The sequence below is a fragment of the Prosthecobacter sp. genome (genome assembly GCF_034366625.1).
Classification (GTDB): domain Bacteria; phylum Verrucomicrobiota; class Verrucomicrobiia; order Verrucomicrobiales; family Verrucomicrobiaceae; genus Prosthecobacter.
This window is the reverse complement of record NZ_JAXMIH010000006.1, coordinates 844,224-868,005: the sequence shown is the minus strand read 5'-3', so window position 1 is coordinate 868,005 and position 23,782 is coordinate 844,224. Positions and strand designations below refer to the sequence as shown.

21 protein-coding genes are annotated in these 23,782 nt (G+C 60.7%); 16 read left to right on the top strand and 5 right to left on the bottom strand.

Annotation, left to right across the window (positions count from 1 at the left end; all coding sequences use genetic code 11):
- Nucleotides 1-88: 88 nt before the first annotated feature.
- Nucleotides 89-3,112, bottom strand: coding sequence for an alanine--tRNA ligase (locus U1A53_RS06275; RefSeq protein WP_322279695.1), 3,024 nt, complete (start codon nt 3,110-3,112; stop codon nt 89-91).
- A gap of 187 nt (nt 3,113-3,299) precedes the next feature.
- On the opposite strand from U1A53_RS06275, the gene U1A53_RS06270 reads away from it, so the two are divergent.
- From U1A53_RS06270 to U1A53_RS06255, 4 genes are all read left to right on the top strand, one after another.
- Complete coding sequence (locus U1A53_RS06270; RefSeq protein ID WP_322279694.1) at nt 3,300-3,773, top strand: type II secretion system protein; 474 nt, start codon at nt 3,300-3,302, stop codon at nt 3,771-3,773.
- Between the two features lie 76 nt (nt 3,774-3,849).
- Complete coding sequence (locus tag U1A53_RS06265; RefSeq protein WP_322279693.1) at nt 3,850-7,242, top strand: DUF1553 domain-containing protein; 3,393 nt, start codon at nt 3,850-3,852, stop codon at nt 7,240-7,242.
- Between the two features lie 14 nt (nt 7,243-7,256).
- Nucleotides 7,257-7,769 carry an ORF6N domain-containing protein gene (locus U1A53_RS06260; protein ID WP_322279692.1) on the top strand — a complete coding sequence of 171 codons (513 nt, stop codon included), beginning with the start codon at nt 7,257-7,259 and terminating at the stop codon, nt 7,767-7,769.
- 53 nt (nt 7,770-7,822) lie between these two features.
- Entirely contained in the window at nt 7,823-9,259 is a 1,437-nt protein-coding gene (locus U1A53_RS06255) for a DUF1501 domain-containing protein (RefSeq protein WP_322279691.1), read from the top strand.
- Between the two features lie 9 nt (nt 9,260-9,268).
- Here U1A53_RS06255 and U1A53_RS06250 read toward each other — a convergent pair whose 3' ends face one another.
- A complete protein-coding gene (locus U1A53_RS06250; RefSeq protein WP_322279689.1) occupies nt 9,269-10,000 on the bottom strand; it encodes an AAA family ATPase in 732 nt (243 codons plus the stop codon).
- Between the two features lie 45 nt (nt 10,001-10,045).
- A complete protein-coding gene (locus tag U1A53_RS06245; RefSeq protein WP_322279688.1) occupies nt 10,046-10,990 on the bottom strand; it encodes a prenyltransferase/squalene oxidase repeat-containing protein in 945 nt (314 codons plus the stop codon).
- A gap of 86 nt (nt 10,991-11,076) precedes the next feature.
- Here U1A53_RS06245 and U1A53_RS06240 point away from each other — a divergent pair, with 86 nt between their 5' ends.
- Nucleotides 11,077-13,506, top strand: a complete 2,430-nt coding sequence (locus tag U1A53_RS06240) for a CehA/McbA family metallohydrolase (RefSeq protein WP_322279686.1) — start codon at nt 11,077-11,079, stop codon at nt 13,504-13,506.
- Nucleotides 13,507-13,561: 55 nt separating this feature from the next.
- On the opposite strand, the gene U1A53_RS06235 is transcribed toward U1A53_RS06240, so the two are convergent.
- On the bottom strand, nt 13,562-13,807 hold the full coding sequence (locus tag U1A53_RS06235) for a MoaD/ThiS family protein (RefSeq protein WP_322279685.1): 246 nt from the start codon (nt 13,805-13,807) through the stop codon (nt 13,562-13,564).
- The gene (gene hpt, locus U1A53_RS06230; RefSeq protein ID WP_322279684.1) at nt 13,804-14,361 is read right to left on the bottom strand and encodes a hypoxanthine phosphoribosyltransferase; all 558 of its coding nucleotides are present in this window, start codon (nt 14,359-14,361) and stop codon (nt 13,804-13,806) included. The genes U1A53_RS06235 and hpt overlap by 4 nt, the downstream gene beginning before the upstream one ends.
- Nucleotides 14,362-14,434: 73 nt before the next feature.
- Here hpt and pdxH point away from each other — a divergent pair, with 73 nt between their 5' ends.
- The 11 genes from pdxH (at nt 14,435) to U1A53_RS06175 (ending at nt 23,763) form a co-directional block, all read left to right on the top strand.
- Nucleotides 14,435-15,088 carry a pyridoxamine 5'-phosphate oxidase gene (pdxH, locus tag U1A53_RS06225; RefSeq protein ID WP_322279683.1) on the top strand — a complete coding sequence of 218 codons (654 nt, stop codon included), beginning with the start codon at nt 14,435-14,437 and terminating at the stop codon, nt 15,086-15,088.
- A 58-nt stretch (nt 15,089-15,146) separates the two neighbouring features.
- Entirely contained in the window at nt 15,147-15,668 is a 522-nt protein-coding gene (locus tag U1A53_RS06220; RefSeq protein ID WP_322279681.1) for a transcriptional regulator, read from the top strand.
- A 61-nt stretch (nt 15,669-15,729) separates the two neighbouring features.
- Nucleotides 15,730-16,650, top strand: coding sequence for an acyl-CoA desaturase (locus U1A53_RS06215; protein WP_322279679.1), 921 nt, complete (start codon nt 15,730-15,732; stop codon nt 16,648-16,650).
- Nucleotides 16,647-17,444, top strand: a complete 798-nt coding sequence (locus U1A53_RS06210) for an MBOAT family protein (protein WP_322279678.1) — start codon at nt 16,647-16,649, stop codon at nt 17,442-17,444. The genes U1A53_RS06215 and U1A53_RS06210 overlap by 4 nt, the downstream gene beginning before the upstream one ends.
- The gene (locus tag U1A53_RS06205; protein ID WP_322279677.1) at nt 17,441-17,740 is read left to right on the top strand and encodes a hypothetical protein; all 300 of its coding nucleotides are present in this window, start codon (nt 17,441-17,443) and stop codon (nt 17,738-17,740) included. The genes U1A53_RS06210 and U1A53_RS06205 overlap by 4 nt, the downstream gene beginning before the upstream one ends.
- Before the next feature lie 147 nt (nt 17,741-17,887).
- Nucleotides 17,888-18,304: a hypothetical protein gene (locus U1A53_RS06200; protein WP_322279676.1), complete on the top strand. Its 417-nt coding sequence runs from the start codon at nt 17,888-17,890 to the stop codon at nt 18,302-18,304.
- A 39-nt stretch (nt 18,305-18,343) separates the two neighbouring features.
- A complete protein-coding gene (locus U1A53_RS06195; RefSeq protein ID WP_322279674.1) occupies nt 18,344-18,760 on the top strand; it encodes a hypothetical protein in 417 nt (138 codons plus the stop codon).
- The gene (locus U1A53_RS06190) at nt 18,757-19,212 is read left to right on the top strand and encodes a hypothetical protein (RefSeq protein ID WP_322279673.1); all 456 of its coding nucleotides are present in this window, start codon (nt 18,757-18,759) and stop codon (nt 19,210-19,212) included. Before U1A53_RS06195 ends, U1A53_RS06190 begins: the two co-directional genes overlap by 4 nt.
- On the top strand, nt 19,209-19,652 hold the full coding sequence (locus U1A53_RS06185) for a DUF393 domain-containing protein (RefSeq protein WP_322279671.1): 444 nt from the start codon (nt 19,209-19,211) through the stop codon (nt 19,650-19,652). Before U1A53_RS06190 ends, U1A53_RS06185 begins: the two co-directional genes overlap by 4 nt.
- Nucleotides 19,653-19,684: 32 nt before the next feature.
- On the top strand, nt 19,685-22,519 hold the full coding sequence (locus U1A53_RS06180) for a PVC-type heme-binding CxxCH protein (protein ID WP_322279670.1): 2,835 nt from the start codon (nt 19,685-19,687) through the stop codon (nt 22,517-22,519).
- Between the two features lie 32 nt (nt 22,520-22,551).
- The gene (locus U1A53_RS06175) at nt 22,552-23,763 is read left to right on the top strand and encodes a hypothetical protein (RefSeq protein WP_322279669.1); all 1,212 of its coding nucleotides are present in this window, start codon (nt 22,552-22,554) and stop codon (nt 23,761-23,763) included.
- The last annotated feature ends 19 nt before the right edge of the window (nt 23,764-23,782 follow it).

Here is a 23,782-nt window from a genome sequence, read left to right as displayed (position 1 = left end):
AAGGCTGTTCTGTAGTCCCGGCTTCAGCCGGTTCTGGAAGAGACGCACGTTTACCACGCGCCCAGAACCGCCTAAAGGCGGGACTACATTACCCGATCAGCCTCCGGGCCTCTGCTAGAGCCGCATCGACCTTGGAGACATCCTTGCCACCGCCACGTGCAAAGTCGGGCTTGCCGCCGCCTTTGCCACCGACAATGGGGGCGATGGTTTGGATGATCTTGCCGGCCTGGACCTTGGCTTGATGGTCTTTGGCGACCGAAGCAATCAGCGCGACGTTGCCACCGCCGGTGGTGGCGAGGACGACGATGCCGTTGAAGCTGCCTTTCAAGGCATCGCTCACGGCCACGGCGTAGTCGGCATCGACATCGCCGAGGTTCACGATGATGGCGTTGTTCTCGGCTTTGCTGAGGAGGTCTTTGGCGCGGCCGGAGGCTTCGCGTTGCTGCGCGGCTTTGAGGTTCTTCTCCAGCGTCTTCTGCTGTTCGAGCAAGGCTTCGAGCTTCTTCTCGATGTCGTGTGCTCCTTGGGCGCTGACTTTGCCGCAGAGTTGCTTGATGAGGTCAGCATCGGCGCGGGCGGCGTTGTAGGCTTCGAGGCCGGCGATGGCTTCGATGCGGCGCACGCCAGCGGCGACGGCGCTTTCGCCGACGAGGCGGAAGAGGCCGATCTCGCCGGTGCCGCGCGTGTGGGTGCCGCCGCAGAGTTCCATGCTCCAACCATCGAGCTTGTGGGGCTGACCGCCGATCTGCACGACGCGGACGAGGTCGCCATACTTCTCGCCGAAGAGGGCCATGATGCCGTTGTTGGCCTTGGCTTCGACGTAGGGCACTTCGCTCCAGGAAACGGGGTCGTTGGCGACGATGCGTTCATTCACGAGGCGCTCGATGTCGGCAAGCTGCTGCGCGGTGAGCGCGGCGCTGTTGAAGTCGAAGGTGAGCTTGTCAGGCGTGACGCTGGAGCCTTTCTGCGTGGCGTCCTTGCTCACAACTTCATGCAGCGCCCAATGCAGGATGTGCGTGACGGTGTGATGACGCTCAATAGCGTGACGACGCGGCGCATCGACGACGAGCTTCACGGTGGAGTCCACGGCGGGTGTCTCATCGCCTTCGAGGAAGTGCAGCCAGGTGTTGCCGACCTTGGTGGTGGCGCTGATCGGGAAGGTGTTCGCGCCGAGGATCAACTGACCCGCATCGCCAACCTGTCCGCCCATCTCGGCGTAGCAGGTGGAGACATCGAGCACGACGGCGTTTTTGTCCTTCATCGAGACGACTTCCAACACGCGCACGTCGGCTTCGAGCGTGTCGTAACCGATGAACTTGGTCGGGGCCTTGGTTTCGATCTCGCTGACGGAGACGACTTGCTTGTTCTTCTTGCCAGCCTCGCGAGCCATCGCCTTTTGTTTTTCCATCAGCTCATCGAAGCCTTTGGTGTCCACGGTGAGGCCGCGTTCGCGGGCGAGAAGCTCAGTGAGGTCGAGAGGGAAGCCAAAGGTGTCGTAAAGCTGGAACACTGAGGCACCTGGAATGGACGTAATGTGCTGCAGATTTTTCGCAGTCACGGCGAGCTCTGATAGCTTCGATCTAGCTGCGGCCAACGATCCCGGAACATCATCTGCCAATTCAACAGACCGACCTATGTTCCTTACTTTAATCAAGAACTCTCCTTCTTCATGACGCACGGATGCATCATCTCCGCCTTCGATGCCGTGACTCACTCCAACGCACCATTTTGAAAACTCTTCATCGTCCTTGGATGGCGACAAACAGACAGATGCCACGCTCTCCAACAACTCACGCCAGCCAACGATCGTTTCAAAGATTTCAATGCCCTTATCCAACGTCCGATTGAACGCTTCCTCCTCCAGCTTGAGCACGGCTTTGACCTGCTCCTTCTTGGTGCGCAGTTCGGGGAACACATCGCCCATGTGCTGGGCGAGGACATCGACGAGCTTGTAGAAGAACGGCTCTTTGAACTCGAGCGTGCGGCCATACTTCACGGCGCGGCGGAGGATACGACGCAGCGTGTAGTTGCGGTCGGAGTTGCCGGGCTGGATGCCGTCGGCGATGGCAAAGCTGAGCGTGCGCAGGTGGTCGGCGATGACGCGGAAGGCGACGTCGATTTTCTCCTGCTCGGTCACGGGCACGACGTGGCCCTGGGCGTTGGCTTTCGGCAGCGTGCTTTGGTAGGTCTTGCCGCACATCTTCGTCAGCTCGTCGAAGATGGGTTTGAAGACGTCGGTGTCGTAGTTGCTGATCTTGGCGTTCTCGAAGTCGGTGAAGTTCTTCGTGCCTTGGATGATGGAGCACACGCGCTCGAAGCCCATGCCGGTGTCCACATGCTTCGCGGGCAGCGGGACGAACGAGCCATCGGGGTTCGCGTTGTATTGAATGAAGACGTTGTTCCAGATCTCGATGCAGCTCGCGTCGCTGCCGTTGACGAGCTTGGCTCCGGCGCGCTGGCGGTCTTCGTCGAGGTTCGGGGCGCCGGGCGTGAGGTCGATGTGGATCTCGGTGCAGGGGCCGCAGGGGCCGGTGTCGCCCATCATCCAGAAGTTGTCCTTCTTGTTGCCGTTGACGATGTGGATGTCGGGATCGAGGCCGATGCCGCGGAACTTCTCGGCCCAGATGTCCCAGGCTTCCTGATCGCGGTCGGCGGGGTCGCCAGCGCCGGGCTGGTAGATGGTGGCGAACACGCGTGTCGGCGGGAACTTCCACTTCTCGATGATGAGTTCCCAAGCCCAGGAGATGGCTTCCTTCTTGAAGTAGTCGCCGAAGGACCAGTTGCCGAGCATCTCGAAGAGCGTGTGGTGGTAGGTGTCGAGGCCGACGTCTTCGAGGTCGTTGTGCTTGCCGCCGGCGCGGATGCACTTCTGCGTGTCCGCCGCGCGTGTGGGCAGGCCTTTGTGCAGCACGCCCGGCCAGGTATCCACATCCGCGCTGCGCTCGCCGAGGAAGATGGGCACGAACTGGTTCATGCCCGCGTTCGTGAAGATGCGCGCGCCGTCGCGGCTGGTGTAGCCGACGTTGTCACTGGGGACGATGGTGTGGTCCTTCGATTTGAAGAAATCGAGGAAGCTCTGGCGGATCTGGGCGGCGGTGGGGACGGCGGACATGGGCTGGAAAGAGGGCGCGGAGTATGGAGCGGAGGCGCAAGGTGGCAAGGGCGGGTCAAGGCTGCGCTGCCAGGAGGGCAGGGGGGTCTAAGCGGGGCTGTTTTGACCGTCTCGACGGCTGCTTGACCTTTTCGGCTGCTTGATCTCTTGGCTATCACTCTCCTACGCACAGCCAATACTTGTTTACATGAAACTGAATGGTCGAACTATTGTGGCGGCCAAGAATTCCATTACAAAGGTTCTTGGCATGCAAACCGCACCCCATCAGGGCTCCAAGTCTGGCAGGTCCGCCTCTGGATTCAGCCTGGTGGAGCTGCTGATGGCCATCATGATCATCGGCATCATGTTCAGCCTTGCGATGATGGCTTTTGGCGGTGTCCGTCAAGGTGCTGTAGATGTGCGGGACAAGCGAAACGCCCAAGAAATCGCCGGTGTGGCCGCCGCCGCCCTCGCCGCTGGGGCTGACTTCATTGTCGAAGGTGATGAGAAGGCCACCATTGAAAACCTCCGCGAAGGCTACACGCCGACCCATGGCATCTTCAAGGGCCGCATCTTCAAAGCCCCCTTTATGCACGATCCAGAAGTTAAAGGAGCGATGCGGTTCCTGGCCCTGAACGACTCCGGATTGCAGTATCGCCTGGATGGCAGCGGCAGCCCGTGAATCGAATGCGGCAACTTGGTTGATGGAGAATGCCGCCACGACTCAAGATTGAACCTTGCCAGACGTATCACACTCCGTGATTCGCCCACTCATCACTCTCGCCATCGTTTCGTCCGCCCTCGCGGAGCCTGCTTCGCGTCCCATCAGCTTCTCCAAGGAAATCCGCCCGATTTTGTCGGAGAATTGTTACTTCTGCCACGGCCCGGATGAAAAGAAGCGCGAGGCTGGCCTGCGCCTTGATGACGAAACGAGCTCCAAGAAGAGCAACGACGGCGTCATCGCCGTGGTGCCGGGAAACCCCGACAAAAGCGCCCTCATCGAGCGCATCGTGTCGAAAGACCCCGACGAGGTCATGCCGCCGCCGAAGCAGCACAAGACGATCTCGCCCGTGCAGGTCGCCTTGCTCAAAGAATGGATCAAACAAGGCGCGAAGTGGGGGAAGCATTGGAGCTATGAAAAGGTCGTGCGCCCCCAAGTGCCAGCAGGTGCGAAGAATCCGGTGGATGCTTTCCTCGTGCAGCGACTGACCCAAGAAGGACTGAAGTTTTCGCCGGAAGCCGATGTGGCAACGCTGATCCGCCGCGTGGCGCTCGATTTGACCGGCCTGCCGCCGACTCTCGAAGAACTCAACACACTAGCCAAACAGTCGCACGACAAGATCGTCGCTCACTACCTCAACAAACCCGCCTACGGCGAGCACTGGGCCCGCCAGTGGCTCGATCTCGCGCGTTACGCCGACAGCTCCGGCTACCCGAGCGATCAGCCGCGTGAGATCTGGGCCTACCGCGATTGGGTGATCCGCGCGCTTAACACGAACATGCCCTTCGACCAGTTCACCATCGAGCAAAACGCCGGCGATTTGCTGCCGAAACCGACGGATGACCAGCTCATTGCCACCGCGTTTCATCGCAACACGATGACGCAGAACGAAGGCGGCACCGACGACGAGGAATTCCGCAACGCGGCGGTCATCGACCGCGTGAACACGACCTTCGCCGTCTGGATGGGCACCACGATGGCCTGCGCGCAGTGCCATACGCACAAATACGACCCCATCACCATCAACGAGTACTTCCAGTTCTACGCCTTCCTCAACCAAAGCGCCGACAGCGACAAAAAAGACGAGGTGCCGCTGCACAGCTTCGACACGCCGGAGCTGAAACAACAACGCGAGCGCCTCAAAAACGAGATCGACACGCTGGAGAAAAAATTCACGACACCCGAGGCCGCATGGCTCGCCGGACTCGCGGCTTGGGACACCGGCTTCGCCCGCGATCTCGGCTGGCAAACGCCAAAGCCCGTCAAAGCGACCGCGAAGATGAATGAAGCCGCCACCATTCGCGACGACGGCTCAGTTTTGATCGCGAAGAACAGCGACACGAACATCTACACCGTCGAAGTCCCTGCCACCGGCGATAAACTCAGCGCGCTGCGGCTCGAAACTATTCCCGCCACCGGTTTCGGCAACTTCGTCATCACCGATCTCAAAGCCGAAGTCGTTCCGCCGGCCACCAAGGCCGCGCCGAGTGCGCGCTATGTGCGCATCGAGCTGCCAGGCGACAAGAAGACGCTGCAACTCGCTGAAGTGCAGGCGTTCAGCGGCAAAGACAATATCGCGCTCAAAGGCGTGGCGACGCAGAGCAGCCTGTACACCGATGCCGCCGCGAAACGCGCCAATGATGGCAACACCGAGGGCAACTACGCCAAAGGCAGCGTCGCGCATACCTCCGGCAGCGACAACGATCCGTGGTGGGAAGTCGATCTGAAGGCCGCGCAGGCGATTGATCGCATCGTCGTGTGGAATCGCACCGATGGCAGCGTCGGCAAGCGTCTCGATGGCTTTCACGTCGTGCTGCTCGATGACAAACGCCAGATCGTGTGGAAAAGTGCAAGCACCCCCGGTCCGGACAAAGACAAGACTTTCGCCGTCGCTGGTCCCGTGCCCGTGAGCTTCACCACGGCGATTGCGGACTATGAGCAGACTGGATTCACCGCAGCGTCGGTGTTGAAGTCGAAGGACAAGACCAACCAAGGCTGGGGCATCGGCGGAGCCACCGACAAGCCGCACGCGCTCACCTTGCTCGCGCCTTCGCCCGTTGTGGTGCCGCCTGGATCGACGCTGCGTGTGACCATCGCGCACAACAGCGAGTTCAAACAGCACACCCTCGGCAGCTTCCGCCTCGGTTTCACTGGCGATGCCCGCGTGCAACAGGTCACCAAGGTGCCGCAGAACATCATCGCTGCACTCGTCGCGCAGGCCAAACGCACACCCGAGCAGCAAAAAGCCGTCACGGATTACTATGTGCGCAACGTCGCCAAAGAATCTGCTACTGAGCGCACACGCGTCGCCGCTGCAAACAAGGAGCTCGCCGCGATCAAGCCGCTGACCGTGCCGATCATGCGCGATCTCGATCCGAAGCAGCGCCGCGTCACCAAAATCCAACTTCGCGGCAACTGGCAGGCTCTCGACGCCGAGGTCAGCGAGGCCACGCCCGCCGTTTTCAATCCGCTGCCCGCCAACGCGCCGCGCAATCGACTCACGATGGCACAGTGGCTCGTGAGCCGCGACAACCCGCTCACCGCCCGCGTCACGGTGAACCGCCTGTGGGAAAGCATCTTCGGCACCGGCATCGTGCGCAGCAGCGAGGAGTTCGGCAGCCAGGGCGATCTGCCCTTCCATCCCGAATTGCTCGACTGGCTCGCCGCCGAGTTGATGGACAGCGGCTGGGACATCAAGCACATGCTCAAGCTGATGCTCACGAGTGAGGCGTATCGCCAAAGCTCCAAATCCACGCCCGAACTCAACGACCGCGATCCCGACAACCGCCTGCTCGCCCGCGGCCCGCGCTTCCGTCCCACCGGCGAACTGCTGCGCGATCAAGCGCTCGCTGTGAGCGGCCTGCTCAGCGAAAAAATGTTCGGAGTGCCCGTGCGTCCCGTCACACCCAATATGGGCCTCAGCACCGCCTTTGGCCGCAGCAACGATTGGGAAGTCAGCAAAGGCGAGGACGCCCACCGCCGCAGCCTCTACACCGAAGTGCGGCGCAATTCGCCCTACGCTAGCTTCACCACCTTCGACGCCGGCAACCGCGAGGTCTGCATGATCCGCCGCAGCCGCACGAACACGCCGCTGCAGGCCTTCGTGACGCTGAACGACCCCGTCTTCATCGAAACACATCAGGCCATGGCGCGGCGGATTGTGCGTGAGGCCAAATCCACGTCGGAACGCCTCATCCACCTCTTCAAACTCTGCCTCAGCCGCGAACCCATCGCACATGAAGTCACCGCGCTGACGCAACTGCACGCCGAGAGCCTTGCCGCGTATCAAAAAGACCCCGCCGCCGCGGCGAAGATGGCCACCGAGCCGCTTGGACCTGCCGAAGCTGGCTCTGACATCGCCGAACTCGCCGCCTGGACCGCCGTGGCGAATGTGGTCATGAACCTGGATGAGTTTTTGATGCGGAGGTGATTCAATCCGAAGCCATGGCCGCCAAAAAATCCATCGACATCCCCATCCACACCGTACGCGGCCAGCGGGTCGTGCTGGATTCTGATTTGGCTGCGCTTTACGGCGTAAGCACGATGGCCTTTAACCAGGCCGTCAAACGCAACCTGAAGCGGTTTCCGGAAGACTTCTCCTTCGTTGTCAGTCGCGAGGAGTTTCTACTTTTGATATCACAATCTGTGATATCAAAGCCGGAGGGGCGCGGTGGCCGCCGAAAACCACCCCGCGTCTTCACCGAACACGGTGCCCTCATGGCCGCCTCGGTGCTGAACAGCGACCGAGCCAACTCCATGAGCGTCTATGTCATCCGTGCCTTCATCGAAATCCGCGAGCAGATTGCCGCGAATGCCATGATCCTCAAACGTCTGGCCGAGATCGATAACACACTGCTGATTCACGACGCCTCGCTGCGTGACATCTACAAGAAGCTGATGCCCCTTCTGGCTCCGCCGCCGTCAGCGCCCCGCAAACAGATCGGATTCCATCCCTGAACACCCGTCAAACTTGGTATCACAATCTGTAATACCAAAACCCGCACTTCCCCATGAACCCCATCCTTCACGACCAACTCCAGCTCACCACACGTCGCCAATTCCTCGGCGCGACGGGCCAGTTCAGCCTCGGTGCCATCGCCATGCATGCGATGCAGCAGGAGGCGACGGCGAATCCGATGATCCCGAAGCACGGGCACCACGCGGCGAAGGCAAAGCGTGTGATCTACCTGCACATGTCGGGGGCGCCGCCGCATCTCGATCTGTTTGATTACAAGCCGGAACTGGTGAAGCGCAGCGGGCAAGACTGCCCGGATTCGATCCTCAAAGGGCGGCGTTTTGCCTTCACCACTGGCGTGCCGAAGCTGATGGGCACGCCGCGCACCTTTGCACAATACGGCAAAGGTGGCCTGTGGATGAGTGATGCGTGCCCGAACTTCCACACGATTGCCGATGAGATGTGCATGATCCGCTCGATGACGACGGACCAGTTCAACCACGCGCCGGCCGAACTGCTGCTGTTCACCGGTCATGCGCGGCAGGGGCGGCCCTCGATGGGCTCGTGGGCGACATATGGCCTCGGCACGGAGAATCAGGACCTGCCGGGCTTTGTGAGCCTCATCTCCAGCGGCACGCAGCCCAGCGGCGGGCAGGGTTGCTGGGGCAGCGGCTTCATCCCAAGCGTGTATCAAGGCGTGCAATGTCGCAGCAAGGGCGATCCGGTTTTGTTCGTGAGCGATCCGGCGGGCATGAACCGCGAGATGCGCCGCAAGACGCTCGATACTCTCCAGGCGCTCAATCAGCAGCAGGTCGCGGAGTTTGGTCATCCCGAGACCGTCACACGCATCGCGCAGTATGAACTGGCCTTCCGCATGCAAACGAGCGTGCCGGAGGTGATGGACATCTCCAAGGAGCCGCAAAACGTCATCGAGGCCTATGGCGCGAAGCCGGGCGAGTCGAGCTTTGCCAACAACTGCCTGCTGGCGCGTCGTCTCATCGAAAAAGGCGTGCGTTTTGTGAACCTGTTCGACTGGGGCTGGGATTTTCACGGCACCGGCGCCGACACCGGCATCACCGACGGCCTCACAAAGAAAATGGCCGCCACGGACAAGCCCGTGGCCGCTTTGATCAAAGACCTCAAACAACGCGGCCTGCTCGACGACACGCTCGTCATCTGGGGTGGTGAATTTGGCCGCACGCCCTTCCGCGAAGGTCGCACCGCCGCGAGCAAGATCCTCGGCCGTGACCATTATCCCGATTGCTACACGCTGTTCATGGCAGGCGGTGGCGTGAAGGCTGGCTTCGACTACGGTAGCACCGACGAACTCGGTTTCAGCGTCGCCGAGAACAAAGTCCATGTGCATGACTTCCAGGCCACCGTCATGCACCTGCTCGGCTTCGATCACGAACGCCTCACTTACCGCTTCCAAGGCCGCGACTATCGCCTGACCGACATTCACGGGCATGTGGTGAAGGATTTGCTGGCGTAACACTGCCGATCACCACAGCCCGAACGGCTTGAACGCCGGTTCTGGCGAATCTGGTGCCAGCGTCATCTGCGGCGTCACCTTGATGCCCATGCGCGCATAAAGATCGAGCATCTTCTCCGTCGCCACGCGGCTGGCTTCGAGCACCATCTCTGACATCGCGGTGTTCGGCGTCTGCGGTGCTTCCTGGAGCTTGGTGGACGTGATCATGTCGTGGATTTGTTGAATCGTGTGCGTCGTTTCGTCCGCGATCTTGACTGCTGGCGGCACCGCATTCTCCCACAGACCCCATTCATCCGCAAGCGGCAGGTAGTCGTGCAAAAAGTGCCGCACGCTGCGCTCATATCTACGCCGCACATCTTCCTCCGGCACATGATGGCCGCCCGTCAGCACGCGAAGCTTCACGCGCTCTACCGCCTGCGCGGCCGAGTCGATCATTACATAGTGCAGTACAAAGTGATAACCACGCCCCTTCGCTTCCTGAAGCATCTTCACATACGTTTTGCCGCTCAAAGTCGATTCGATGGCAAAGCTCGTGCCAGCTGCGATCAAACTGCGCGCTTCCTCAATCAATCGCCGTCCTGCTGAAAACGCCACCAGCGACGGATTCACCGGCGAGAGGCCTTTCGCGATCAAATCCGCGTTCAGGAAGCGCTCGATGCCCATGCGCGGCAACAGTTCACGCGCCAGCGTGCTCTTTCCGGCGCCGTTACAGCCGCCGATGATGCAGATCGTGGATGGCATGACGCCGCGAGCATGGAGCAGACACTTGGTGCCGCAAACGCTTCTTCATTTCGTTACCGCCAGAGTCTCCAGCAGACCGATCGTGGCCCACGATGTGCCCCAGTAGGTGGAAGTGGCGATGACTTTGTTCTTATCTTTGGCGCGAGTGCTCGGCACGGCCCAGGAGCCGTCGGGCTTCTGCGAGGACTTCAAGAAAGCCACGGCTCGCTGCATCGCTTCATGCGTGTTCGGCAGTCCGCTGCGCGTCAGCGCATACATCGCGAAGCCGGTGCCGAGCGCATCGCCCGGATCACTCGCCAGCCAGCCCCAACTGCCGTCGGGATGCTGGAGTTTGAGCAAGTCATTGCGACGAGTTGCATCGTCCGGTTGCAGCAACAGCCGCGCGGCATGCCATTCGGTGCTCTTGCCCGGCTGCGCGGTGGCGAGAAAGTCCTCGGCACGTTTTTGTACCTCGGGCGGCATCGCCTCGGCTCCATACGATTTCAGCGCGAGCAACGTCCACATCGTCGTGACTTCGCTCATCTCGCGAGTCGGGCGCTTCGCCAGCGGCAGTTGGCCGCCGGGCTTCCAGGAGCCGTCGGGCTGCTGGTTTTTGAGCAACTGTTCGCGAAAGCCCGTGATCCAAGTCTGACTCGCATCAGCGACGGCATCGCGGCCCAGCAGCAAGAACACCATCGTGTCGATGTTGCCGGCGGAAACCTTGTCCACGCCGTCCTTGTCCTTCGACTGATTCCAATGCCGCCAGTCTGCCGCCCACGGCGTCCATTCGGTTGTTTCCTTGCGCTCGGGGTCGATCCCTGCTCGAGCGGCGCTGTTCAGGCTCCACAGCATCGAAGGAACTTGATGGCAGCTCGCGCATCCACGATCCGCAATCCACGCCGCGCCCTTCTCCTTCACGAACGGCAGGCTGCGTTTCACGATTTCCAAGGCCTCCTCCGCGCTGGCGGTCGTCACGACGGTCAGCAGGCAGAGAAGAAGGCGCGTCTTCATGGCATTGGCTTCAAACGTCGTCCTTCGCGCCAATGTATCCGGGCCGGACCTGAAAGCCCCACCCACGCCGTGCCGATACCTCCGCCATGAAAGCGGCATGGATTCTCCTCTCGTTCGCGGCCCTTCACACGGCCTTCGCGGTGCCTGATCCCGATCCCTTCGCGCGGCGTGCCTTTGGCGGCCTGCATCCGCGCGTCTCGCCGGATGGTCAACGCATCGTGCTGTCGTATCATGGCACGATCTGCACCATGCCGGCAGGAGGCGGCCAGTTGCGGCGGCTGAGCCGTGGCGAGGGCTACGACATCGAGCCCGCGTGGTCGCCCGACAGCGGTCGCATCGCCTTCATCAACGCGCCAAGTTTCGGCGGCGGCACGTTGCGCGTGATTGATGCGAGCACGGGCACGAACATCGCGCTGCCGCAGACCGTGCGCGGCAGCGGGCCGCTGTGGTTCGCGCCGGACGGGAAGCGTGTGCTGGGGAAATTCAACCTCCCCGAGGCCAAAACCGGCATCGCGTGGTGCGATCTGGCCACCGGCACGCTCACACCGCTCGCAGGCGTGCCGGAATCGTGGGCGATGCGGCTGCGCGGCGTGCATGCGCTCTCGCCGGATGGCAAATGGATCTACTTTGCCGAACATCGCGATGCGGAAGGCGAGCAGTCGGGCAATCAAGGCCCGCAGGCATTGCTGCGCCGCCTTCCGACCGAAGGCGGCACGCCGGAGACGATCTGCGAATGGCCCGCGCGTATTTATGGGCTGTGCGTGGCAGCGGATGCAGGGAGCGTCTTCCTCGCCACCGATCTCGGCGTGTCGCACAACGACGTGTGGCAGGTGCCGCTGAGCGATTCGCTGCGCGACGCGCGCAAACTCACCTTCGGGCAGGCAGATGAGGACGCGCCATCGGTGAGCGGCAGCGGCGATGTGATGATCTACAGCGACAACGCGGAAGGCGCGACCGCGCTCGTGCGCTACGATCTGAAAACCGGCGATCGTCGCACGCTTTCCATCGAGAGCATCAACTTCGGCGAACCCATGAGTCCGCTGCAACTCCGCATCGTGGACAAATCGAGTGACAACCCGGCCGTCGCGCGTGTGTCCGTGCGGCAGGAGGGCGGGAAGTTTCACTTTCCCGTGGGCGCGATGCACCGCCACACCGCAGGTGTCGGTCATTTTTACTGCCGCGATTCAGCGACGCTCTATCTGCCCGTGGGCAAGTATGAACTGCTCGCCTTTCGCGGCCCGGAGTATCGCATGAAGCAGCTCGCCATCGAGGTGAAGGAGGGAGTTGAAGGCACGGCGCGGCTCGAACTCGAGCGCTGGACGCACGCGGCCGCAGAAGGCTGGTTCAGCGGCGAAAACCACATCCACGCCAACTACGGCTACGGTTCATGGTACAACTCGCCGCGCACCATCTTGGATCAATGTGAGGGAGAGGATCTGAACGTCGCCAATCTCGTCGCCGCGAACTCGGACAGCGATGCTGTGTTTGATCGCGAGTATTTTCGCGGTCGTCTCGATGCACTCTCCACGCCGCGCACGCTGCTGTGGTGGAACGAGGAGTTTCGGAGCACGATGTGGGGGCACATGACGCTGTTTCATCTGCATTCGCTGGTGGAACCGGTCTTCACCGGCTTCAAAAGCACCACGAATCCCTGGGATGTGCCGACAAATGCGCAGATCGCCCAGCGTGCGCATTCGCAGGGCGGCACCGCCAGCTACACGCATCCCGCCAGCAACATGCTCGACTCCTACGCCGCCGCTTATGCCGCCAAAGGCCTGCCCGTCGATGTGGTGAGCGGCACCATCGACATGCTCGATGTCATGGGCTGGGTTTATGACCCGTCGCTGCCGTTGTGGTATCGCCTGCTGAACTGCGGCTTCCATCTTCCTGCGGCTGCTGGCACTGACGTGTTCCTCAATCGCGTTCCCTCTTCGCCACCCGGCTGGGGCCGCGTCTATGTGCATGTGCCCGATGGCCTGACCTATGAAAAGTGGGTCGCTGGTCTGCGTGCCGGGCGCTCCTTCATCAGCAACGGCCCGATGATCGAACTCACCGTCAACGACAAGGCCATCGGAGACACACTCACGCTCGACTCACCCGGCAAAATTCGCGTTAAGGGCCGTGTGCGCTCGCAATTCCCGCTCGAAAAGCTCGAAATCGTACTGGATGGCAATGTCATCGCGAACGGCACGCTGGCCGAGGACAAACTCACCGCCGCCATCGACGCCGAACTTCCCATCGAGCGCAGCGGCTGGATTGCCCTGCGCACCGCCGGTCCTGTGGTGAATCGCTGGCCCAGCCACTACGGCATTCGCGCACACACCAATCCCGTTTATCTCGCAATCAAAGACCACCCGGCCGATGCCCGCGCCGAGGCCGAATACTTCCTCAAATGGATCGACCGCCTCGAAGCCGACCTCAAACGCCGCGATCAAATCCCGCCCGGCGACTTGGAGCATGTGAAGACCCATCTCATGCTCGCCCGCAACGCATATCGAGCACTGCTGAAACGCTGAACCGCACCGGCATGAAGAAAGGGTAGCCGGTCGGAATGTGTCGCGCAGGGGGATCTTACCCGCCCTGCACCGGCGGCATGATGGCGACTTCGCCGCCATCGTGCAGCAGCGCATCGCGCTTCACATAGGTCTGATCGAGGGCGAGGAGCAGGCTGTTTTGCCAGTCGCGCAGCTTGGGCCAGCGGGATTCGATTTGAAGCATCAGATCGCCCATCGTGCTGCCTGCGGGCAGTTCGAGCACGATCTCATCGCTGCCGGTGATGTCGCGCAGGACGGAGAAGAAAAGCACGCGCAGCTTCATGACGGCTTGTTGGGATTAAGAATGCCGATGCAGGGCAGATTGCGGAAGCGGCCCTGGTAGTCCATGCCGTAGCCGACGACGAACTCGTCGTCGATCTCGAAACCGGCGTCGTCGAGCGCCACCTCTCGCAGGCGCTGGCGGCGTTTGCTGAGCAGGACGCAGGTGCGCAGCGAGGCGGGCTGTTGGGCGAGGATGCGTTCGGAAATCACGCTGAGCGTGAGGCCGGTGTCGAGGATGTCATCGAGCAGGAGCACGTCCTGGTCGTGGAAATCGAGGTCGAGCGGCCAGTTCACCTTCACTTCGCCGGTGGTGGCAGTGCCGCCGTGATAACTGCTGGCGCTGAGCGTGAACATGCGCACGGGCAGTTCGAGTTGGCGCAGCAGATCCGCCACGAAGAACAACGCGCCGTCCATCAGCGCCACGACGGTGACGACCTTGCCTGCCAGCTCCGCATTCAAACGCACCGCCATCTCGCGCACACGGGCATGGATTTGATCCGGTGTGAGCAGGATGCGTTCGAGATCGTGGATGACTCCGGTGACCGGGGATGACATGGGACAAAAGAGGGCGTAAAAGGCCAAAGCTGGCGTAGCGGAGGCCGCGCGGCACACGTTTCTTGTAACCCGAATGAATCCCACTGACAAACCGAACCTGCCCGACCTGCGCGTGAGTTACGACCAGGGCGAACTCGACGAGCACAGCGCCCCGGCCGATCCGGTGGAGCTGTTCACGCATTGGATCAATGACGCCCTCGCGCACAACCTGCCAGAGCCGAACGCGATGAGCCTGGCCACGAACGGTCTCGATGGCACGCCCACGGTGCGAACGGTGCTTTTGAAGGGCATCGACGAGCGCGGCTTTCATTTCTACACGAACTACGAGAGCCGGAAAGGCAAGGAGATCGCCGCCGATGCGCGCGCCGCCGCCTGCTTCCTGTGGACGGATCGCCATCATCAGGTCTGCATCAAAGGCGTGATTTCGAAGCTCGATCACGCCGATGCCCAGCAATATTTCGCCAGTCGGCCCTACGGGCATCAAATCGGTGCCTGGGTGTCGGATCAAAGCGTCGTGATCCCCGGCCGCGAGTGGCTGGAGCAGCGCGATGCCGAGTTGAAGGCGAAGTATCCCGAAGGCCAGGTGCCCTGCCCGCCACATTGGGGTGGTTATACGCTGCTGCCGGACGAAGTCGAGTTCTGGCAGGGCCGCGTGAGCCGTCTGCATGACCGCATCCGCTACCGCAAAGAGGGCGGCGTGTGGGTGAAGGTGCGCTTGAGTCCGTGAACGCGAGAAAACAGGAATCCCAGCTTGTCTTTCGTTGTTTTCAGTTTTTAGTGAAACTGTGAGCAAGGAACTACCACCCTGGGAAAAGGCACGCGAGGAATTCGTGGCCCAGTGGGGTTCGCTCGGCACGCAGTGGGGCATCAATCGAACGATGGCGCAGATCCACGCCCTGCTCATGACCGCCCCGGAGCCAATGTGCACGGACGAGGTCATGGAGAAGCTGCAAATCAGCCGCGGCAACGCCCACACCAACCTCAAGGATCTCGTCGGCTGGAATCTCGTGCGCATCATCACCCACAAGGGCGACCGCAAGGAGTACTTCGAGGCGGAGAAGGATGTGTGGAAGATTTTCATCACCATCTCGAAGGAGCGCAAACGCCGCGAGATCGAGCCCGCCATCCGCCTGCTGCGCGATTGCGCCGCCCAGACGAAGGACGAGGCCGCTGGCCCTGGCCGCGACTTCCACCAGCAGATGAAGGATCTCGACGAGTTCCTCAGCTTCGGGGTCAAAGTCGGCGACACCGTGATCTCCATGAAACACGCCTCCGCCCTTCAGTGGGCCATGCGCCTCCTAGGCTGATCTTTTCATACTCATATGTTTCATTAAATACTGAAAATTCAGAATAAACCAACGCGCTACTATGAATGACACGCCACTCGAAGTCCGCCGCATGCGCCCGGCTTCGGCGCTGACGAATCCGCTTGAGGGTGTGGTCGTGTGGAGTCCGGTGAAGTCGCTGTGGTTCACCTCGCACATGCTCATCGCGATCATCGGCGGCTGGTGGACAATCAGCCCGGGAGCAGTCGGCCTGTCGCTCGCCTTCACGGTGCTCACGCTTTGCCTGGGCCACACCATCGGCCTACACCGTCTGCTGATTCACCGCAGCTTCGCCTGTCCGCGCTGGCTGGAATACCTGCTCGTGCATCTCGGCATCGTCGTCGGCATGGGCGGCTCGTTTCGCATGCTCCACATGCACGACATCCGCGACTGGGCGCAGCGGCATCGCGCCTGCCATCCGTTCTTCATCGACCAGCGTCCCGTCTGGCGCGATGCGCTGTGGCAATTGCACTGCGAGATGCAGCTCAAACACCCGCCGGTCTTTGAGATCGAGCGCGAGGTGCGCGAGGATCGCTTTTACCGCTTCCTGCAACGCACCTGGATGCTGCAGCAGCTTCCGTATGCGGTCGTGTTTTACCTGCTCGGTGGCATCGGCTGGGTGGTGTGGGGCATCTCGGTGCGCATCGTCGTCTCGCTCATCGGTCACTGGTTGATCGGCTACTTCGCGCATAACCACGGCGAGCGTGACTGGCACCTCGAAGGCCACGCGGTGCAGGGCTACAACCTGCCGCACCTCGGTTTGATCACGATGGGAGAGTGCTGGCACAACAACCATCACGCCTTTCCCGACTCCGCGAGACTCGGCATCAAGCAAGCGCAGCACGATCCCGGCTGGTGGGCGCTGCGTGTGCTGAACTTCTGCGGCTTGATCACCCATCTCAAACTGCCCGCCGATCTACCAGCACGGCCAGAACTCCTTCCCCTCAAACCCAACACGCCATGAAAGAAGCCGCACTCTCTTGCCCCTCATGGCTGGTCATGTGGTTGCTGGCCGCATGCCTTTATTTCGCTCTCAAAGCGCTGACGCTGGTGAAGACCAAGGCTTCCGCACCCGCTTCAGAGATCACTGCCTGGCTGCTGTTTTGCCCAACGCTCAACCTCACCGGCTTTCTGCGCAGGTGTGCGGCATCTCCAAGTGATGCACGTCGTCTCGCCTTCGCCGGCTTGGTCAATCTCATCTTCGGTGCGACGCTTCTGTGGATCGCAGTTCCATGGCTGGCAAAGACGCCCATGGTGGCGGCCTGGGTCGGCATGGCGGGCCTCGTGTTCATGCTGCATTTCGGCTGCTTTCACATCGTCACAGCGTTTTGGATGAAAATGGGCCGCGCCACTGAGCCGCTCATGAAGAGTCCCATCGTCGCTGGGTCACTAGCCGACTTCTGGGGACGAAGATGGAACACCGCCTTCCGTGATGCGATGAACCTGCTCGTCTTCCGGCCTGTTGCTGCACGATGGAACGCGAAAGGAGCACACTGGCTGGTCTTTCTGATCTCCGGCCTGCTGCATGAGGCTGTAATCTCGCTGCCCGTAGGTGCAGGCTGGGGCGGACCGACTGCTTACTTTCTCCTGCAAGCGCTCGGCATCGAACTGAGCCGTCGCCTTCGTCTGCGGCAGGGCATCATCTGCCGGTTGTGGGCCTTCGCTTTCCTCATCGCGCCCGTGGGTCTGCTGTTTCACCCGCCCTTCATCCATCAGGTGATCCTGCCCTTTTTGAAAACTATTGGAGCCACGCCATGAACCTCGAAACCCTGCTCACTCTCGCTGGACTCGGACACTTCGGTATCCTGATCGCCAGTTTCATGGTGCCAAAGGCGCTCAACTGGAAAGCCAACCTCGCTTCTCTGCCGCCGTTCCTGCGCACGTTGTTCTGGGTCTATGGCGCGTTCATTGTGCTGACCATTGCTGGCCTCGGCATGCTCACCCTGCTGCATGCGAAGGCGATGGCTGCGGGCGAGCCGGTTGCCCGGTCGCTGGCAGCGTTCATCGCCGTCTTCTGGTCAGCACTGCTCGCAAGATTGGCTACCACACGCTGACCATCGCCTTCATCGCCCAGGCCGTGGTTTACATCTTCGCGGCGATCAAACCTCTCTTGGACCATGCCTGAAAGCAAAAACTGTCGAAGGCGGATTCGAGTTTCGATTCCCAACAATGCAAACCGCCTTGCAAAATTTCGCCACACCATGAACACCGACACACTCATCCTCGCCCTCCAATTCGCCGCCGCCGGACAGATCATTATTGCCGTGCTCGGTTTCTTTCTCGCGCGAATGCTCGACTGGAAAGAGGCCATCTCGAACATGCCGCTGCTCGTGCGCGAGGTGTTTCAAATCCACGGCTGGTTCATCTCCATCACGCTTCTCATTCTCGGCACGCTGACTTGGCGGTTCGCTCCCGACATCGCAGGCGGCACACACGAGTTTCTCCGCTGGTTCTCCACAGGTGTCGGCATCTTCTGGGGCCTGCGCTGTGTGATGCAATGGACGCACTATAGCTCGGTTCACTGGCGCGGCATCGCGGATCGCACAGCGATTCATTGGATCGTCTTCCTCAGCTACTCCGCGTTCGCCGTGATTTATTTGAAAGCCGTGCTGGGGTGATAAAACCATTCCAATCCTCAACTCAACCCATACACCACCATGAACGAAACCGTCATCACCTACACTCTCTACCTCGTGCTCGCCGTCACCCTGACCATCTGGGTGGCACGAACACTCCACAAAAACGGCCGGATCTTCCTCGTCGATTGCTTCCACGGGAACACGGACCTCGCCGACAGCGTCAATCACCTGCTGCTCGTCGGCTTCTACCTCATGAACATCGGCTTCGTGTCGCTGTATCTCAAAACGGCGGATGAAATCGCCGGCGCGCGCGGCGTCTTCGAGGCGCTCAGCGGCAAAATGGGCGTCGTGCTGCTGGTGCTCGGCGGGATGCACTTCTTCAACCTCTACGTCTTCACCAAGATGCGCCGTCGCGCCACGCTCGCCAACCTGCCGCCGCCGATTCCGCCGATGCATCGCGTCAGCAAAGCTCACGACATCCTCGACACACTGTGAAAACCTTCCTGCGCAAACTGAAGCTGTCATTCCTCGCGATGTTGTGCGGCTGGATCGCGTGCAACATCGCGATGTGGATTGCTTACGGAGTGGTTATGCTCTTTCGAGGGGAGCCTCTTTTTGAGGCTTACAGGTTGGACGTGACATTGATTTTTCTCGCACTCACGGGGCTGAGTATCACGGGAGCATGGATCATCATTTTTTTGCCCGTGGATTTGATCGTTCGAGACACTTCAAAACTAAGACGCCCAAAAACCGCTGCTTTGACAGGCTTGGCATCAGCCTTCTTGTATGTCGGCGGCTTGATGTTGATAGCGAACTCGCAGGTTCCCTTGGATGAGGCGGCTTGGTCCGTTTACAGCGCGTTTGCTTTCGGAGCAGCTATTACCGGCACCGTCGCCGCTTATGTCCGCGCTCGGATGGACCAACCCAAGTCTAGAACTGTGTCATGAACACGCTCACCATCTTCTACGACGCTCGTTGCGGCCTCTGCTCGCGCTTTCGGCGCTGGATGCTCGACCAGCCTGCTTACGTTCGCCTCGATTTCATGCCCTACGACTCCGAGCAGGCGCGGAATCGCTGCCCCGATCTCACGAACCTTCGTGTCGACCAGGAAATCGTCGTCATGGGTGATGACGGCTCACTCTGGCAGGGCGCGGGAGCCTGGGTGACGTGCCTGTGGGCCTTGCGCGAGTATCGCGAGTGGTCGCTGCGGCTTGCCAGCCCCGGCATGCAGCAGATCGCCCGCCGCGTGGTGCATTGGATCTCCACCAACCGCATCAGCCTCTCGCACCTGCTGCGTTTGCGCAGCGATGATGCGCTGCGGGTCCAAGTGACCGAGTTGGCCTGTGAAAATGGAGCTTGTGCGGTTCCAACGCGAAACGCGGCTTGAACGAAGGCGGTCGTTTGAGCTGTAATGCGCTCATGTCGTTTTCACGCGCCGCTCTCCTCGTTTTAGGTCTCAACGCCGCCTTGCATGCCGCTGACACGCGGCTCGTGCGTGAAACGGAAGCGCTAACCCCTGCGGAAGAACAAACCAAGCTCCACGTCCCACCCGGCTTTGAGGTCCAGCTCTTCGCCAGCGAGCCGCAGATCAACAAGCCGATCAACATGGCCTTCGATGCTCGTGGACGCTTGTGGGTCTCCTCCACCGTCGAGTATCCTTACGCTGCCGACAAAGGCCGCTGGTCCGATCCGCAAGGCACGCACGTCAAAGGCAGCCGCGATGCGATCAAGATCCTCGAAGACACCGACGGCGACGGCCACGCCGACAAAGTCACCGACTTCGCCAACGAACTGAACATCCCGACCGGCGTCCTCCCTTGGCACAAGCCCGAGCACAAAGCCGGTTGCATCGCCTGGAGCATTCCGAACATCTGGTACTTCGCCGACACCAACGGCGATGACATCGCCGACCACCGCGAGATCCTCTTCGGCCCGCTCGGCTACGAAAAAGACACGCACGGCATGTGCAGCAGCTTCCGCCTCGGCCTCGATGGCTGGGTGTATGCGACGCATGGGTTTAACAACACCTCGCAGTTCAAAGCCAAAGACGGCAGCACCCTCGAACTGCACAGCGGCAACGTCTTCCGTTTTAAACCCGACGGCTCACGCGTCGAAGCCTGGACGCACGGCCAGGTCAATCCCTTCGGCCTCGCCTGGGACCGCTACGGCAATCTTTATAGCGCCGACTGCCACAGCTCGCCCATCTACCAGCTCATTCGCGGTGCGCATTATCCGAGTTTCGGCAAACCGCACGATGGTCTCGGATTCGCACCGGTGATGTGCCAGCACACGCACGGTAGCACCGGCATCTGCGGCATCGTTTACATCGACGGCGGCGTGTGGGGGCCGGAATGGGACGACCACACCTTCGTCGGCAACGTCGTCACCTCGAAGGTGAACCACGACCACGTCACCTTCATCGGCTCCACGCCGAAGGCCAACGAACAGCCCGACTTCCTCACCAGCGACGACCCTTGGTTCCGCCCCGTCGATCTCCAACTCGGTCCCGACAACGCCCTCTACATCGCCGACTTCTACAACAAGATCATCGGCCACTACGAAGTGCCACTGGAGCATCCAGGACGTGACAAAGAGCGCGGGAGGATCTGGCGCATCGTCAAAACCTCTGGCATCTCCAAACGCCAGCCACCGCCGCAGGTCGACATCACCGATTGGCGTTCCGCTGTGCAAAACCCATCGCCCTTTGTTCAACGTGTCCTCCTCGCCAAGCTTCAGGACCAAGCCAATCTGGACGCCCTGCCCTCGCTGATCGAAGCTGCGCAGAAGACGCCAGCAGATGACACCAGTCTCACGCTCGCCTATCGAATCGCCGTTCGCGATCATCTCCAGCTCCCCGGCGCCTTCGGCCAAATCGACACCGCCGCTCACGATCAAATCGCCGACATCGCCATTGCTGTGCCCACTGCGGAGGCATCCGCTTTTCTGTTCCAGCGTTTGCAAAGCGGCGCTCCCATCACGCCCACCATCCTCGCTCACATCGCCCGCAATGGTGATTCCTCGCTGCTCACTCAAGCCATTGCTACCGCCAAGCAATCATCCCTCCAACACTCCAACACTCCACTGCCCCTCGTTCAAGCTCTCCACGACGGCCTCAGCGAGCGCAGTATGTCCCCACCGCCCGGGCTCCTCGCCTGGGCGCAAGAACTCGCCACGCAGCTTCTCGATTCCACCGCCAAACAACCCACACCCGCCTGGACCACACTTGGCGGCGCGAAATGGTCCCTCCAGCCGCGCAAGCTCGCTGACGACACCGAAACCACTGTCCTGCAAAGCATCATCAAAGGCGGTGGCGATGAGGAAAGCCGCACGGGCACGCTGAAATCTCAAACTTTCCCCGCGCCCGCCAAACTCACGCTCTGGATCAACGGCCATCGCGGCTTCCCGAAGGCTGAGGCACACGAAAAAAACCTCGTACGCGTCATCGATGCCGAGACTGGCCGCGAACTCGCCCGCGCCTTCCCGCCGCGCAACGACACCGCCAAATTCACCGAATTCGACCTCGCCGCGCACGCCGGAAAGTCCGTCCGCCTCGAAATCATCGACGGCGACGATGGCAAAGCCTACGCTTGGCTCGGCATCACCCGCATCGAGCCCGCCGTGGTCAGCGTGAACGATTTCCAAAGCGCCGACACCACCCGCGAGAACCTCAAAACCCTCGCCGTCATGCTCCAACACAGCGCCCCGGCCGCCCTTCGCGAGAAACTCGCCGTGTATATGCCGCCACGTCCCGCAACACCGCCGTTGCCTGTCTCGCCAGAGCAGCGCAAGCAACTCGATGCACTCATCGCTCAACGCGTGGCGGCTTTTGCGAAAGCAAAACCGGACATGACGGTCGGGAAGAATGTTTTCACGATGACCTGTGCCGTCTGTCATCAAATCGGTGGTCAGGGTGGTTTGATCGGCCCGCAGCTCGATGGCATCGGCGCGAGAGGAGCGGCACGGCTATGCGAGGACATCCTCGACCCCAATCGCAACGTCGATGCCCACTTCCACCTCCATACGCTCACGATGAACGACGGCAGCATCTTTGGCGGATTCCTCAAAGCCGAGCTCGGTCAAATCCACCTCCTCGCCGACGCCACCGGCAAAGAGCACCGCATCGCCAAGAAGGACATCGCCAAGACCTCGGTCACCCCCATCTCCCTCATGCCGCCGACGTTTGGTCAGACACTCGATGAAGCGACGTTCATCGATCTGCTGGGGTATCTGCTGAACGAGAAGGCGGCGAAGTGAGATGTGTTTACGCCTTTGATCCAAATACCCTCATGAACCCTCAAATTCTGTTGTCCTTTCTGCTCTGTATCGTGACACAAGTTGTAGCTGCCTCACCACGAGACGACCTTGGCTCGTCTTCCCAGCAAGTCAGGGACGATGCAGCGAAAATTCTGAGAGAGAGCTATAAACCGCCTGCGCGCACCCGCTGGGAGCCACTGCTCGCTAAAATGCGGCCCGGCATCACAAAAGAAAAAGTTCTTGAGCTTCTTGCCCCATTCAACGCAACAGCTGAGGAAGGCAACGGAAGCGGTCAATCATCGAACGAATCTTACCGCCTTGACGATTTGTGGCAGATGTCCTGCACGTTCCTACGCTCGGGTGCTATCGAGACTGTCTTCAAGGCGAGCCTTGTGGAGCGCTTGCGTCACATCTGGGTTGCACCAAAGTCGGGATTTACCGGTGTCTGGACCACCTATTTCGTTAACGGTCAAAGAAGCCACGAAATCCACTACGTCAGTGGCAAGTATGAGGGAGATTTCACCGCCTTTCACTCCAACGGAAAGACGGCGTACGTCCAGCACTACGGACCTTCTGGTGTATTTGGAGAAAACGCCGGTTATTTCCCATCAGGCCGCATCATGTATCAAGGCCGTTATCTCAATGGCGAGCAAGTAGGGACTTGGACTCACTACAACGAAGACGGCTCAGTTCGCTCCACCACTCAACATATGGCCTCCGAGGTGCTCAAGCCGCATCCCAAAGCCGTTCCAAACATCCATCGACCGGGCGAAGTGGACCGGCCGGAGATGGTGAAGTTCATTGTGACTGATCCGGCTTCGCTGCCGGGCATTGTGGTGGATGAAACGGCGGCGCAGCTGGTGGGCGAGTGGCAGTATTCCACGCACACGCCGCCGTATGTCGGGCTGGGTTACCTGCATGACATGAAAGCGGGCAAAGGGGCGAAGTACGTGACCTTCACACCGGAGTTGCCAAAAGCAGGCTGGTATGAGGTTCGCCTCGCACATTGTTACAACGTGAGACGCTCCACGAAGACTCCGGTGACCATCCATCATGCTGATGGCGATACGAAGGTGGTGATTAATCAGCAGCAGGAGCCGGAGCATGGGCGGCTGTTCCGCACACTTGGCACGTTTCGATTTGAAGCAGGCCGTGCCGGTTGGGTGCGGGTGTCGAACGAAGGCACAGAGCCGGACAAGGTGGTCATTGCAGATGCGGTGCAGTTTCTGCCGGTGGCAAAGTAGCCTTGTTGCGGTGCAACAA

What these genes read in the sequence shown, in the direction of transcription:
- U1A53_RS06270 (WP_322279694.1), top strand. Translation starts at nt 3,300, where the DNA reads ATGAAACTGAATGGTCGAACTATTGTGGCGGCCAAGAATTCCATTACA.
- U1A53_RS06275 (WP_322279695.1), bottom strand. Translation starts at nt 3,112, where the DNA reads ATGTCCGCCGTCCCCACCGCCGCCCAGATCCGCCAGAGCTTCCTCGAT.
- pdxH (WP_322279683.1), top strand. Translation starts at nt 14,435, where the DNA reads ATGAATCCCACTGACAAACCGAACCTGCCCGACCTGCGCGTGAGTTAC.
- U1A53_RS06200 (WP_322279676.1), top strand. Translation starts at nt 17,888, where the DNA reads ATGAACACCGACACACTCATCCTCGCCCTCCAATTCGCCGCCGCCGGA.
- U1A53_RS06195 (WP_322279674.1), top strand. Translation starts at nt 18,344, where the DNA reads ATGAACGAAACCGTCATCACCTACACTCTCTACCTCGTGCTCGCCGTC.
- U1A53_RS06240 (WP_322279686.1), top strand. Translation starts at nt 11,077, where the DNA reads ATGAAAGCGGCATGGATTCTCCTCTCGTTCGCGGCCCTTCACACGGCC.
- U1A53_RS06215 (WP_322279679.1), top strand. Translation starts at nt 15,730, where the DNA reads ATGAATGACACGCCACTCGAAGTCCGCCGCATGCGCCCGGCTTCGGCG.
- U1A53_RS06255 (WP_322279691.1), top strand. Translation starts at nt 7,823, where the DNA reads ATGAACCCCATCCTTCACGACCAACTCCAGCTCACCACACGTCGCCAA.
- U1A53_RS06260 (WP_322279692.1), top strand. Translation starts at nt 7,257, where the DNA reads ATGGCCGCCAAAAAATCCATCGACATCCCCATCCACACCGTACGCGGC.
- hpt (WP_322279684.1), bottom strand. Translation starts at nt 14,361, where the DNA reads ATGTCATCCCCGGTCACCGGAGTCATCCACGATCTCGAACGCATCCTG.
- U1A53_RS06210 (WP_322279678.1), top strand. Translation starts at nt 16,647, where the DNA reads ATGAAAGAAGCCGCACTCTCTTGCCCCTCATGGCTGGTCATGTGGTTG.
- U1A53_RS06235 (WP_322279685.1), bottom strand. Translation starts at nt 13,807, where the DNA reads ATGAAGCTGCGCGTGCTTTTCTTCTCCGTCCTGCGCGACATCACCGGC.
- U1A53_RS06185 (WP_322279671.1), top strand. Translation starts at nt 19,209, where the DNA reads ATGAACACGCTCACCATCTTCTACGACGCTCGTTGCGGCCTCTGCTCG.
- U1A53_RS06245 (WP_322279688.1), bottom strand. Translation starts at nt 10,990, where the DNA reads ATGAAGACGCGCCTTCTTCTCTGCCTGCTGACCGTCGTGACGACCGCC.
- U1A53_RS06205 (WP_322279677.1), top strand. Translation starts at nt 17,441, where the DNA reads ATGAACCTCGAAACCCTGCTCACTCTCGCTGGACTCGGACACTTCGGT.
- U1A53_RS06175 (WP_322279669.1), top strand. Translation starts at nt 22,552, where the DNA reads ATGAACCCTCAAATTCTGTTGTCCTTTCTGCTCTGTATCGTGACACAA.
- U1A53_RS06180 (WP_322279670.1), top strand. Translation starts at nt 19,685, where the DNA reads ATGTCGTTTTCACGCGCCGCTCTCCTCGTTTTAGGTCTCAACGCCGCC.
- U1A53_RS06250 (WP_322279689.1), bottom strand. Translation starts at nt 10,000, where the DNA reads ATGCCATCCACGATCTGCATCATCGGCGGCTGTAACGGCGCCGGAAAG.